At 41.2% G+C, this 13,551-nt stretch carries 10 protein-coding genes; all 10 read right to left on the bottom strand.

Annotated features, from left to right (window positions below; genetic code table 11):
- Nucleotides 1–115: 115 nt before the first annotated feature.
- The gene (purH, locus tag HMPREF2697_RS05790; RefSeq protein ID WP_004181944.1) at nucleotides 116–1,663 is read right to left on the bottom strand and encodes a bifunctional phosphoribosylaminoimidazolecarboxamide formyltransferase/IMP cyclohydrolase; all 1,548 of its coding nucleotides are present in this window, start codon (nucleotides 1,661–1,663) and stop codon (nucleotides 116–118) included.
- A 75-nt stretch (nucleotides 1,664–1,738) separates the two neighbouring features.
- Entirely contained in the window at nucleotides 1,739–2,287 is a 549-nt protein-coding gene (gene purN / locus HMPREF2697_RS05785; protein WP_002886299.1) for a phosphoribosylglycinamide formyltransferase, read from the bottom strand.
- Nucleotides 2,288–2,471: 184 nt separating this feature from the next.
- Complete coding sequence (gene purM, locus HMPREF2697_RS05780; RefSeq protein ID WP_002886298.1) at nucleotides 2,472–3,494, bottom strand: phosphoribosylformylglycinamidine cyclo-ligase; 1,023 nt, start codon at nucleotides 3,492–3,494, stop codon at nucleotides 2,472–2,474.
- A 211-nt stretch (nucleotides 3,495–3,705) separates the two neighbouring features.
- On the bottom strand, nucleotides 3,706–5,145 hold the full coding sequence (gene purF, locus HMPREF2697_RS05775; RefSeq protein WP_004181972.1) for an amidophosphoribosyltransferase: 1,440 nt from the start codon (nucleotides 5,143–5,145) through the stop codon (nucleotides 3,706–3,708).
- A gap of 155 nt (nucleotides 5,146–5,300) precedes the next feature.
- Nucleotides 5,301–9,026 (bottom strand): phosphoribosylformylglycinamidine synthase, encoded by a 3,726-nt coding sequence (locus tag HMPREF2697_RS05770; RefSeq protein WP_070849940.1) that lies wholly within the window; start codon nucleotides 9,024–9,026, stop codon nucleotides 5,301–5,303.
- Between the two features lie 66 nt (nucleotides 9,027–9,092).
- Nucleotides 9,093–9,800 (bottom strand): phosphoribosylaminoimidazolesuccinocarboxamide synthase, encoded by a 708-nt coding sequence (gene purC / locus HMPREF2697_RS05765; RefSeq protein WP_002886293.1) that lies wholly within the window; start codon nucleotides 9,798–9,800, stop codon nucleotides 9,093–9,095.
- Between the two features lie 258 nt (nucleotides 9,801–10,058).
- On the bottom strand, nucleotides 10,059–10,304 hold the full coding sequence (locus tag HMPREF2697_RS05760; protein WP_004181960.1) for a phosphopantetheine-binding protein: 246 nt from the start codon (nucleotides 10,302–10,304) through the stop codon (nucleotides 10,059–10,061).
- Complete coding sequence (gene plsX, locus HMPREF2697_RS05755) at nucleotides 10,304–11,308, bottom strand: phosphate acyltransferase PlsX (protein WP_049527604.1); 1,005 nt, start codon at nucleotides 11,306–11,308, stop codon at nucleotides 10,304–10,306. The genes HMPREF2697_RS05760 and plsX overlap by 1 nt, the downstream gene beginning before the upstream one ends.
- A gap of 211 nt (nucleotides 11,309–11,519) precedes the next feature.
- Complete coding sequence (recO, locus tag HMPREF2697_RS05750; protein ID WP_070849938.1) at nucleotides 11,520–12,293, bottom strand: DNA repair protein RecO; 774 nt, start codon at nucleotides 12,291–12,293, stop codon at nucleotides 11,520–11,522.
- The gene (locus tag HMPREF2697_RS05745; RefSeq protein ID WP_049527609.1) at nucleotides 12,280–13,455 is read right to left on the bottom strand and encodes a pyridoxal phosphate-dependent aminotransferase; all 1,176 of its coding nucleotides are present in this window, start codon (nucleotides 13,453–13,455) and stop codon (nucleotides 12,280–12,282) included. Before HMPREF2697_RS05745 ends, recO begins: the two co-directional genes overlap by 14 nt.
- Between the last annotated feature and the right edge of the window lie 96 nt (nucleotides 13,456–13,551).

Genomic DNA, 13,551 nt, shown 5'->3' with positions numbered 1-13,551 from the left:
GGAGATTATGAAAATGAAAAAAGTTATTTAGGATGGTATTAGTATAACTTGGAGAGCTTAAAGGAAGCTTAAGGAATCTAAAAAACATCCAATTTCTTGGATGCTTTGTAAATTCTTAATGACGGAAGTGACGAACGCCTGTAAAGATCATTGTCAAACCATGTTTATCAGCAGCTTCGATTGACTCTTGGTCACGTACTGATCCACCTGGTTGGATGATTGCTTTGATACCTGCTTTGGCGATTTCTTCTACGTTATCTGCAAATGGGAAGAAGGCATCTGAAGCAAGAACAGCACCATCAAGGCGGTCTTTAGCTTGCTCAATGGCGATACGGACTGAAGCCACACGGTTGGTTTGACCTGGGCCAACACCAAGTGTCATGTGGTCATTAGTTACGATGATACCATTTGATTTCACATACTTGATAGCTTTCCAAGCAAACTCAAGAGCTGTCGCTTCTGTCTCTGTTGGTTGGCGTTTAGTAACCACTTGCCAGTCAGCTGGACTTTCTTTAACAACGTCTTGGTTTTGAACGAGGAGACCACCAACAACACCAGTGTATTCTGCTTCCACTTCGCTAGCGTCTTGAGCGTCAAATGGCAACTCAAGGATACGCAAGTTTTTCTTCTTAGTTGTCAAGATTTCAAGCGCTTCGTCTGTGTAGCTTGGTGCAATGATGATTTCAAGGAAGACACCGTGCATTTTCTTAGCTGTCGCAGCGTCAACTTCACGGTTGAGGACTACGATACCACCGAAGATTGATACTGGGTCAGCTTCATAAGCGTAGTCCCAAGCTGTTTCGATGTCGTCAGCTTGACCGATACCACATGGGTTCATGTGTTTCAAAGCCACAACTGTTGGACGGTCTTTGAAATCACGGATGATACGGATAGCGGCATCAGCGTCACGGATATTGTTGAAAGACAATTCTTTACCGTTAAGCTGTTTAGCTGAAGCAATTGAGTAAGCCGTTGGCAAACCTTTTTGGTAGAAGTCTGCGTCTTGTTGAGGGTTTTCACCGTAACGCATTGGTTGCTTGAGGTCATAGGTCAAAGTGAGTTTTTCAGGTTTTGTTTCACCCACTTGAGCTGTGAAGTATTCCGCAATCAAAGCGTCGTATGAAGCTGTGTGACGGTATACTTTTGCTGCCAAACGTTGACGAGTTTCGTAACTTGTTTCGCCGTTTGCTGACAATTCGTCAAGAACAACAGCATAGTCAGCAGGGTCTACCACAACTGTTACGCTAGCGTGGTTTTTAGCTGCTGAACGAAGCATAGATGGCCCACCGATATCGATGTTTTCAACCGCATCAGCATAAGTTACGTCTGGTTTGAGGATGGTTTCCTTGAATGGGTAAAGGTTTACCACAACAAGGTCGATAAGTTCGATATTATTATCCTTAGCCGCTTGGAGGTGGCTATCGAGGTCACGACGAGCGAGGAGACCACCATGGATATTTGGGTGGAGAGTCTTCACACGACCGTCCATCATTTCTGGGAAACCAGTCACATCATCGATGGCAATGGTGTCTACCCCAGCATTATCAAGGGCAACTTTGGTCCCACCTGTTGAGATGATATCCCAACCAAGTTTCTTGAGTTCTTGGGCAAATTCAACAATGCCCGCTTTGTCTGAGACTGAAATAAGTGCTCGTTTAGTCATTTTCTTTCTTTTCCTTTTTTAAAAAAGTTCTTTAGCTGCTACAGTCAAAAATTATCTTTCAGCTCTAGGGCTTTCTTATTTTCGTGCAACTCCCAAACTATCCAAGACTTCTGGATAGAGCTTGTACTCTGTTTCGTGGATACGAGTTTCGAAAGTATCAAGGGTATCACCTTCAAGGCGTGGCACACGGACTTGTTTGATAACCTTACCGGTATCAACACCAGAATCCACCCAGTGAATAGTCACACCAGACTGGTCAACACCTGCATTCCAAGCATCCTCAATGCCATGAGCACCTGGAAATTCAGGAAGATAAGCCGGGTGGATATTTATGATACGACCTTCATAAGCTGCCAGCAAGGTTGGGCCAACGATTTTCATATAACCCGCCAAGCAAACCAAATCAATCTGGTGTTCATCCAAGAGTTTGACGATAGCTTCTTCATAAGCCGTTTTATTGTCAAATTCCTTGAGCTCAAAGGCATGGCTAGTCACACCAAGATTCTTGGCACGTTCTAAGACATAGGCATCACGGTGATCTGAAAAAACAAATTCTACTGGAAATTGTTCCGCAATCACCTGAAAGTTTGAGCCGTTGCCAGAGGCAAAAACAGCAATCTTCATATTCGATACAAAGGGACGTTTCGGCTAGCCGAACAGTTTCGTAGAAAAATAGGAAATCATTTTGTGTGCAAGCACCCAGCAATGATTTCTCTTTTTTCCTAGAAAATGAGTCCCGTGTTCAGTTAGGCTTGCTAACTAAACACTCCTTTCTACAATTTCTCCGTATAAAATGGTGATTTCACCATTATTTTATCACCACACTTGCGCCATCTTTCTTCACAATACGACCAATTTCATAAACAGGTTCGTCAAGAAGTTCTTTGACACGTTCAACATTTTCTGGTTTAACCGCAAGCATGAGACCAATACCCATGTTGAAGATTTCAAACATTTCTTCATGTTTGATTTCACCATATTTTTCAAGGGCTTTAAAAATTGGAAGAACTGGCACTTTGCTTTCATCAATTTCAGCAGCCAAGTCATCTGAGAACATACGTGGTACATTTTCGATGAAACCACCACCTGTGATGTGGGCAATACCGTTAACCAATTCTTCTTTGATGAGTGGCAAAGCTGCTTTGACGTAGATACGAGTTGGTTCAAGAAGAACGTCTTTAAGTTTTTTGCCTTCAAGCTCTGGGAGAACTTCTTCCCCTGTGTAATTAGCAAATACACGACGCACGAGTGAGTAACCGTTGGAGTGGATACCGCTTGAAGCAAGTCCAAGAAGCACGTCACCTTCAGCTACTTTTGAGCCGTCGATGATTTGAGATTTTTCTGCGATACCTACCGCGAAACCTGCCAAATCATAGTCGTCTTCACCATACATACCAGGCATTTCAGCAGTTTCACCACCAATAAGGGCTGCACCAGCTTGCACACAACCTTCAGCAACACCAGCAACGACCTGCTCCAATTTAGCTGGTTCATTTTTACCAGTTGCTACGTAGTCAAGGAAGTAAAGGGGCTCAGCACCTGCGGCGATGATATCGTTAACACACATAGCAACACAGTCTTGACCGATAGTATCGTGTTTGTCGTACTTAATAGCAAGCATGAGTTTAGTACCGACACCATCTGTACCTGAGATCAAAACAGGCTCTTTAACACCTGTTTTTGAAAGGTCGAACATACCACCGAAGCCACCGAGAGCTCCCATGACACCTGCACGCTCTGTACGGGCAACGTGTTTTTTGATACGTTCAACAACTTCATAACCTGCTTCAACATCCACACCCGATTGAGCGTAAGCATTTTTATTTGTCATTTTATTTATTCCTTTTCTTTTTTCGAGAAAGAGTGCGACGTATTTTTAGATGAACCATCTTTTTATCTAAAAATACTAGTCAGGTCTCTAGCTTTGACCCCATAGGGCAAAGTGTCTACTGACAAATGCTTTAGCTTTTAGTCAGTAGTGAGACGTGGAGCGTAAGCATTTTTAGACATAATTTTTTCCTCTTTTTTCTTCTGCACTGCTCTTAATAGAAAGAAGTGTGTTCTTTCAAACTTTCCAAATAGCGTTCTTCGTAGTCATACAATGGTGTTGGATATTTACCATCAAAGTAAGCCACACAAAGGCCACCGTTTGGTGCATCTGTGTCAATTCCAATAGAATCAATCAATCCATCAATAGACAAGTAAGTCAAGCTATCCGCTCCAATGATTTCGCGTGTTTCCTCAACTGTATGATTGGCCGCAATCAATTCCTTACGTGTTTGAATATCGATACCGTAGAAACATGGGTAGGCAAGGGCTGGGCTACCGATTGCTACGTGGACCTCTGTTGCTCCTGCTTCTTTTAGCAAATTAACGATACGACGTGATGTTGTCCCACGTACAATAGAGTCGTCAATCATAACCACACGTTTTCCTTTAACAACACCTGATACGGCAGAGAGCTTCATACGAACCCCTTGCTCACGCAATTCTTGTGTTGGTTGGATAAAGGTACGTTGGGTGTATTGGTTTTTAATCAAGCCCATTTCATTTGGCAAGCCTGATTCTTCCGCAAATCCCATGGCTGCGCTAAGTGATGAATTAGGCACACCAACGACAATATCTGCTTCATGTTTGAACTCACGTGCCAATTGAGCACCCATACGTTTACGAGCTGTATGGACATTGACCCCTTGGATATTTGAATCAGGACGGGCAAAGTAGATATACTCCATCGAACAAACAGCCAATTGCGTATCCGTTGTATAGGTATCGTAAGTGATGCCATTATCATCGATGATAACAACCTCACCTGGATTTACATCCCGAATCCATTCTGCACCAACACCCTCAAAGGCACATGTTTCAGATGAAACCACGATAGCACCATTGCTCATCTTACCAAGAGAAAGGGGACGGAAGCCATTTGGATCCAAAGCTGCAATAAGCTTGTCCTCAATCATAAGAAGATAAGCAAATCCACCTTTAACAGTGCTCAGAGCTTCTTTTACTTTACCCATGAATGATGGGTTGTGGCTACGACGAATCAAGTGAGCTAAGATTTCTGAGTCAGAAGTTGAGTTTAAGATAGCTCCATTTTTCTCCAACTCATGTCTTAGTGACTCTGCATTAGTCAAATTCCCATTATGAGCAAGACCAAGCTGTCCATCGTGAAACTTAAACATGAATGGTTGAATATTGTCTACAGAAGCTTCACCAGCAGTCGCATAACGAACATGACCGATAGCAGCCGTTCCAGTTAGCTTATCCAAGTTGGCTGGATCACGGAAAACTTCTGAGAGAAGCCCCATATCACGATGACGCTTCAATTGACCCGCATCATTTGAGAGAATTCCTGCTCCCTCTTGACCACGGTGTTGGAGACTGTGAAGTCCGAAATAAGTTAATTTGGCAGCATCCGGGTGACCCCAGATACCAAAAACACCACATTCTTCATTAAGAGATTTAACTTCGTATGTCATTTTTTATACCTTTTATTTTTGATATTTTCCTAATGTTATGCAAACGAAAAACTATTCCTAGCCTCTCATTTCACTAAAGTGAACTCAAGTTTTCAAGCCCTTTAGAACTACTGCTACATTGAAAAATATCATTACTGAGTGCACTTGGCGCTCTATTATTTTCCAGTAAAGTATTTAACCGCTGACGCAAAGAGGTGTTGGTCTTTATTTCCTGGAATATTTTGGAAGAGACCGTCTTCGAAACGTTCTGAGTGACCCATCTTACCAATAATTTGACCGTTCTTACTTGTGATACCTTCGATAGCATTCACAGATCCGTTAGGATTGTATTTAGAATCCATGCTTGGTTTACCTTCAAAGTCAACATATTGGGTAAAGATTTGACCATTGTCACGAAGCTCTGCAAATTCCTCAGCTGTCACGACAAATTTACCTTCACCGTGTGATACTGGGATGGCATGGATGTCACCAACTTCTACTCCGGCAAGCCATGGTGAGTTAGTGTTGGCAATACGTGTTTCAACCATCTTAGCCACGTGTTGGTTGGCATCATTGTAGAAGAGGGTTGGACTAGTGCTGCTTGCATCTTCAAAGTTACCGTATGGAAGAAGACCTGATTTAACAAGGGCTTGGAATCCGTTACAGATACCAATAATCAAACCACCACGTTCGATGAAGCTATCAATGGCTGCACGTACTTTTTCATTAAGCAAGATGTTAACGATAAATTTAGCTGATCCATCTGGTTCATCCGCTGCTGAGAAACCACCTGCAAAGAAGATAATGTTAGCTTTTTCGATATTGTCAACCATGGTGTCAACAGACTTGACAATAGCTTCTTCATTAAGTGTTACAAATGGTACTAAGTTGACTTTTGCACCTTCTTTTTCAAAGGCCTTAGCTGAATCGTACTCAGAGTTAGTACCTGGGAATACTGGGATGTAAACCACAGGTATCTCAACTGTTTCTTTAGCTTTGATCACAGCATCAGATGCCACAGCAGGTACTTCTTCCAACTCAGTTGCTTGTGCAAATTCCGTTGGATAAACCTCTTCCAATTTACCTTGGAAGGCACTGTCAAGTTTGTGTCCATCAAGCGTTACACCATTGACAGTAAGTGTAAAGTCAGCTGCTGTTTGTCCAATCTTGGCAACACCTGAAATCTCTTCCGGAGATGTGAAGACGAATCCACCCAATTGAGCTGTCAAGGCAGTCTCAAGATTTTCAAGGGTTACAGTGGCACCAATATGGTTACCAAATGTTGCAAGGGCAAGCGCTTCAACGACGCCACCATATTTGACAGCCGATGCAGATGTGACTTTATGGTCAGCTTGGATGGCTTCAAACTTAGCAAAGTTAGACTTGATAAGATCGAAGTCAATTTCTTGAGCCAAAGCTTGACCAGGAATGTAGTAAATATTTTCACCAGCAGCTTTGAATTCTGGAGAAAGAACCTTACGGCTATCTGCAGTTGTTACCCCAAAAGCAACTAAGGTTGGTGGTACGGTCAATTCTTCAAAGGTACCAGACATAGAGTCTTTACCACCGATAGATGGCAGACCAAGTTGAATCTGAGCTTCGATTGATCCAAGGAGAGCTGATACTGGTTGACCAAAACGCTCTGCTTGTTTATCCATACGCTCGAAATATTCTTGATAAGAGAAACGAGCCTTAGACCAGTTTGCACCAGCAGCAACCAAACGAGCTGTTGCTTCGATGACTGCATAAGCAGCGCCATGATATGGAGACCATTCTGCTACATAAGGGTTGAATCCTTGCGCCATAACAGAAGCAGTTGTTGTAACGCCATGTTGGACTGGCAATTTCTGTACAGAAGCTTCCGTTGGTGTGATTTGGTAGCGACCACCGAGTGGATGATTGACTGTTGAACGACCAACTGAACTATCAAAGATGGTTTGTAAACCTTTTTGACTGGCATGGTTAAGGTCAGCCAAGACTTCAAGAGTATCAGCTTCAAGGGTTTCAGCAGATGTTTGACGTTCTTCTGGAAGCTTGACATCCTTGTCAACCACCTTAGCATCTACAACCACACGTACACCGTTTGTATCAAGGAAACGACGTTCCAAATCAACGATTGTTTCACCATTCCAGTGCATGACAAGATTTGGTTTTTCAGTTACTGTCGCAACGACAACAGCATCAATATTTTCTTTATTACATTCAGCAACGAAGGCATCTACATCTTCTGGACGAACCACTACAGCCATACGTTCCTGAGATTCCGAGATGGCAATTTCTGTACCGTTCAAGCCTTGGTATTTCAATGGCACTTTGTCTAGATCAATTTCAAGACCATCTGCCAATTCACCAATAGCCACACATACACCACCAGCACCAAAGTCATTTGATTTCTTGATAAGACGTGTCACATCCCCATTACGGAAAAGACGTTGAATCTTACGTTCTTCGATGGCATTCCCTTTTTGAACTTCAGCACCAGCTGTTTCAACAGATTCAACCGTTTGAACTTTAGAAGAACCTGTCGCACCACCGACACCGTCACGTCCAGTCTTACCACCAAGCAAGATAATCACATCACCTGCTTCAGGTTTTTCACGGACAACATTTTCTTTAGGAGCCGCACCGACAACTGCACCTAGCTCCATACGCTTAGCAACGAAACCTGGGTGGAAGTATTCACGAACATAAGTTGTTGCCAAACCAATTTGGTTACCGTATGAAGAATAACCGTGTGCCGCTGTTTTAGAAATCACTTGTTGTGGCAATTTACCAGCACGAGTTTCAGCAATTGGTGTTGTAATATCACCAGCACCTGAGATACGCATAGCTTGGTAAACGTATGAACGACCTGACAATGGGTCACGAATGGCACCACCGATACAAGTAGCCGCTCCACCAAATGGTTCGATTTCAGTTGGGTGGTTGTGGGTTTCATTCTTGAACATGAGAAGCCATGGTTCTTTCACACCATTGACATCCACTTCAATTTCAACTGAGCAGGCATTAATTTCATCAGACACTTCCATATCATCCAAACGACCATTAGCACGCTCATAACGACCAAAAATAGTCGCCATATCCATCAAGGTTTGAGGTTTTTCTGTACGTCCCAACTCATCACGCATGGCAATATACTTGTCATAAGTCGCTTGCAATTGTTTTTCAAATTTAGAAGCTGAGAAGTCGATGTTTTTCAACTCAGTTTCGAAAGTCGTGTGACGACAGTGGTCAGACCAGTAAGTATCCAAAACCTTCAACTCAGTCTCAGTTGGTACACGTCCAATGGATTTGAAGTAATCTTGAATGAAGAGAAGGTCATCCACTTCCATTGCCAATCCTTGCTCAGCCTTATACTTAGCAAAATCTTCTGCCGTATAAGTTTCAAAGAAATCCAAGCTTGGAATGGTCTTGTCAGACTCAGAGAAATCCTGTTTAGCAATGCCAACAGTGATATCTTTGAAACGAGAATCCACTGGGTTCAAAAGGTAGTTTTTGACAGCTTCCAACTCATTCGCATCAATATCCTTGTTAACCAAGTACAATTGCGCTGTGTTCACTGTTACGTCATTTGAACTACCAAGCAACAGCAAAGCTTCTTGTGAAGATGCCGCACGTTGGTCAAATTGACCGGGCAAACTTTCGATAGCAAAGAAAGCATACTTCTCAAGATCAGCCTTAACCGCAGCCTCGTCCAAAACAGTATCAGTCACTTGCTCAGAGAAGATGTGTTTTTCCGCACGCGCAAACAAGTCCTCTGCCAAATTAAAGACATCGTAAACCTGAACAATACGAAGATCATTCAAAGTTTTCAACTGAAGATTATGCTTTAATTCTTTTACTAAAGACTGAGATTTCACACGAAAATCAGCTTTTTTCTCAACGAAAATACGTTTATCCATTTTATTTCCTTTATCTATTTCTACTTAAAGATTGTAGTGAAGACCAAGTATTCTATTTGTAAAAGGCTACTTCAATCCTTGCAATTTTTCCAATACAACTTCATAAACATCTGTCAAGCTACCAAGATCACGACGGAAAACATCCTTGTCCATATGGTGCCCTTCAGCATCCCAAAGGCGGCAGTTATCTGGTGAGAATTCATCTGCCAAGATAATCTTGCCATCCTTATCAAAACCAAATTCCAATTTAAAGTCAATCAAGCGAAGACCAATTTGTGCAAACCAATCTTTTAGTAATTCATTGATACGACGCGTTTCTTCCTTGATATAAGCAATTTGTTCATCATTGGCAATATCCAAGAACTTCACATGCTCATCATTGATGAATGGGTCATCCAAATCATCGTTCTTGTAGTAAAATTCAACGATTGGAGTTTTCAAGTCCAAACCTTCTTCAACGCCAAAACGTTTAGAGAAAGAACCCGCAGTCACATTACGAAGAACAACCTCCAAAGGAATGATAGTAACTTTCTTGTTAAGTTGTTCGGTATCAGAAATACGTTCGATAAAGTGAGTAGCTACACCCGCAGCATTCAATTTTTCAAAAATAAGAGACGAAATCTGATTATTTAGCACACCTTTTCCTTTAATAGTCTCCTTACGAGCACCATTAAGCATGGTTGCCTGGTCCTTATAGACCGACTTAATCACATTTTCGTCTTCTGTACTATAAATATCTTTAGCTTTCCCAGTATAAATCAGTTGGTTTGACATGGAATTGTTCGCCTTTCAAGTTTATTCGTCTTAATTATACCACACCAGAATCCAAAAACCAACATATAGCAAACTTTATTACTTGGGTAAAAAAACAACGTTCGTGTTTTAGTTCTTTTTTAGAGTTTCTTAATAAATAATGTATAGAAAAAAGGAGTGTGACAGAACTAAATCCATATAACATTTAGTTTCTTGCCTCACTCCAACAAAATAACAATCGTATAGTACACAACGATTATATTATTACGTCTAGCTTTCTTATTCTTTATTCAATTCCTCAGACAAATAGTCCAACAAATCAGCTACCTTAACCATATGGTCAATAGTATCATCGGAAATCTCAAGGTCGAACTCATCCTCCAAATTAATAATGAATTCCATAAGCTCTATTGAATCCACACCCAAGTCATCTAATTTGGTAGCTTCGGTTAAAACAATGTCCTCTTTACCCATCTGCTCTTGAATAACGAGCTGCATTTTCTGAAGAATTTCTACTCTACTCATCAGTTAGCCTCCTCTTTCGGACTAAAGGCTTCAACTAGCTGCTCAACAACCTTAGTATCAAGCATCGTACGAACCTGCTTAATGGTGTAGTAAACCGCCTTAGCATCACTAGATCCATGACATTTTACTACAGGAGCTTTAAGACCAAAGAGAACCGCACCTCCAGCGCTAGAGTAATCCATAGTCTCTTTCATACCTTTTAGGCTGTCTTTCAATAGGAAGGCACCTAACTTAGCTTTAAGACCACCATTCATGATAGCTGACTTAAGAGTCTTCATGGCACCAAGTCCCGTTCCCTCGATTGCCTTGAGAACTGCATTTCCTGTGAAACCATCAGCAACTACCACATCAGCAGCTCCAGACATAATTTCACGCGCCTCAACATTACCAACAAAGTTAATACTTGGCTCCTTAGATAAGAGCTCAAAAGCCTCCTTACGAAGACTATCCCCCTTTGTTTCCTCAGTCCCATTATTAAGGAGACCTACACGAGGGTTGGCAATTCCACGCACATTTTTAGCATAGAAAGATCCTAAAATAGCATATTGATGCAAATGACTAGATGTATTTTCCGCATTAGCACCCAAATCAAGCATATCAAAGGGTTGACCAGTAAAACTTGGCATTGTTGACATAAGACCTGGACGCTCAACTCCCTTAATACGTCCGACCACGAAGAGACCTGCAGCCAGAAGGGCACCTGTATTTCCCGCAGAAATCACGGCACTTGCTTTTTTCTCCTTAACAGCCTGTGCACCTAAGACCATTGAAGCTTTTTTCTTCTTACGAATGGCTTTAGCTGGCTCATCATCCGAATTTATCTTTTCATCAGTATGCACAATGCTCACACGTTCATTCGCTGTCAAATAGGTCTTAATTTTAGCTTCATCACCATAAAGCTGGATTTCAATATCTTTGAAATCTGCTATAGCTTGGTTGACACCCTCTACAATTGCTTGTGGCGCATTATCGCCACCCATAGCATCTACTGCAATTACATGCATAGCATTCTCCCTCTCGTCCTCTGCCATAAAACATAAACTCAGATTTCTATCAATAAAATATTATGTAACTAAAATAGAGTAGTTCACTGTTTCTAGCAGAGTCTTTCAGCTTATTATCTTCTTATTATAGCACGAACTGACTTGCATTTTAACCCCTGAGACTGAAAACCATTACTTTCCTGTTTCACGTGAAACAAAAAGAAGATAATGTCTAGTCAGCACTATCTTCTTTATTCATAATATGACCCCAAGAATTTAGATTATCAATAAACTTCTTACTTTTAAGATGTATTCCAACATAATTATCATAGAGGTCATCAATAAAATGTCGTAGCTTTTGTTTCATGTCATCCTTAACAGATATGCTTCTCAATTCCTCAAAAGAAAGCCCCTGAAAACGATCTAAAAGATAAGGTACATTAGGATCTAAGTGACTACGCCTTTCATCCTCTGCATAGTGATTTGGACAAAGTAGCCCCGAGAACTTATACGAAAAATCAAAAGGAAGGCCTACACGATGGCAAAAGACACACTCGTGAAAATTCAAGCGTACGCCGAAACGGTCTAAAACCTGAATTTCAAAGATATTAGTCAAGATTTCATAATCCAAGCCTTCTTCCATTAATTCAAGCGTCTTCTCCAAGAATGCAAATAATTGCGCATCTGCCACACCGTCAGCAATAGCAGCATCCGTCAGAGCAGCTAAATAAGTCGCATAAGACAGCTTGAAAATATCGCTTGTAATTTCCTTAAAGGATTCTGCTTGGCTATAATCCTCTATGAAAGATAAGCCCTCATCATTTACAGTCATCATGAATTCAGCGATGGTTAAAGGTTGAATCACAGCACTTAATTTACCTGACCCACCACCTCTAACAAAAAACATCCGTTTCCCAGCTTGCTCGGTAAAAATCTTAACTAGCTTATCATTCTCACGATAATTACGATTGAAGAGGACAAGCCCTCTACTCTCAAGCTTCTGCATGCTCTTCCATAAACTCTTTCAAACGAGTCATAGCTGTTTCAATAGTATCCATGCTAGCTGCATACGACAAACGAACATAGCCTTCGCCATACTTCCCAAAAGCAACCCCTGGGATAATCGCAATAGCTTTTTCACGAGCAAAGTCTTGACAGAACTTAAAGGAATCTTGAGTATAGCCTTCTGGAATCTTAGCAAAGATGTAGAAAGCACCATCAGGTTTAATAATTTTGAAACCAAGTTCAGTCATTTTTTCAAGAATATAATCACGACGCTTCAAATACTCAACTTTCATTGGTTGGGCATCATCTTTACCAGCAGATAAGGCTTCAATAGCTGCAAATTGTGCCATAGTAGCTGCAGCTGTTACCAAATACTGGTGACTCTTAATCAACTGAGCCGTCAAGACTGCAGGTGCAAAAATCAAACCAATACGCCAGCCCGTCATCGCATGAGATTTAGACAAACCATTAATCAAAATCGTTTGTTCTGGCAAATACTCAGCAATAGATACATGTTGGTCCACATAAGTTAGCTCAGAGTAAACTTCATCGCTAACAACAAAAATATCGTATTTTTTCAGAACTTCAGCCAAATCTTTAATCTGTTGACGTGAGTAAGTCACACCTGTTGGGTTAGTTGGGTAGTTAAGCAAAACAGCTTTAAGCTTATCTCCCTGCTCCAAAATTGCCTTTTCTAACATCTCCGGAGTCAAAACAAAATCATTAGCTGTTGTATCAATTTCAACAATTTCAGCACCAACTAAATTTGCAATCGGCTCATATCCAGGATAGGCTGGTGCAGGTAAAAGAATCGTATCTCCTGGCTCCAAAATAGCAGTCAATGTTGCAGAAAGGGCTTCTGTAGCTCCAATAGTCACCAATATTTCATTATCTGGGTTATAAGTAAGATTATATTTTTCCTTAACAAAATCTGCCGCAGCTTGACGCAAAGCAGGAAGTCCTGCCATACCTGTATAGTGAGACTGGTTAGCATCGATAGCAGCTTTAGCTGCTTCTTTCACATGATCTGGAGTCGTAAAATCAGGTTCACCAAGTGTCAACTTTTTGATACCTGGTACATCTGAAATTGATTGGTCAAACTGACGAATCATCGAAACTTCAATCTTATCTAAATTTTTATTAAAACGTTGTGTTAAATCCATCACTGTCACCTCTTTGCAATTATGCCTTACATTATATCAAAAACTCAAACGCATTTAAACACCAGTCAAAACCACCCGTGAGAATGATATGATACC

The organism is Streptococcus sp. HMSC064D12 (genome assembly GCF_001837205.1).
GTDB classification, from domain to species: Bacteria; Bacillota; Bacilli; order Lactobacillales; family Streptococcaceae; genus Streptococcus; species Streptococcus salivarius_D.
The sequence above is the reverse complement of the archived record's forward strand: the minus strand, read 5'-3'. Positions and strand labels throughout refer to the sequence as shown.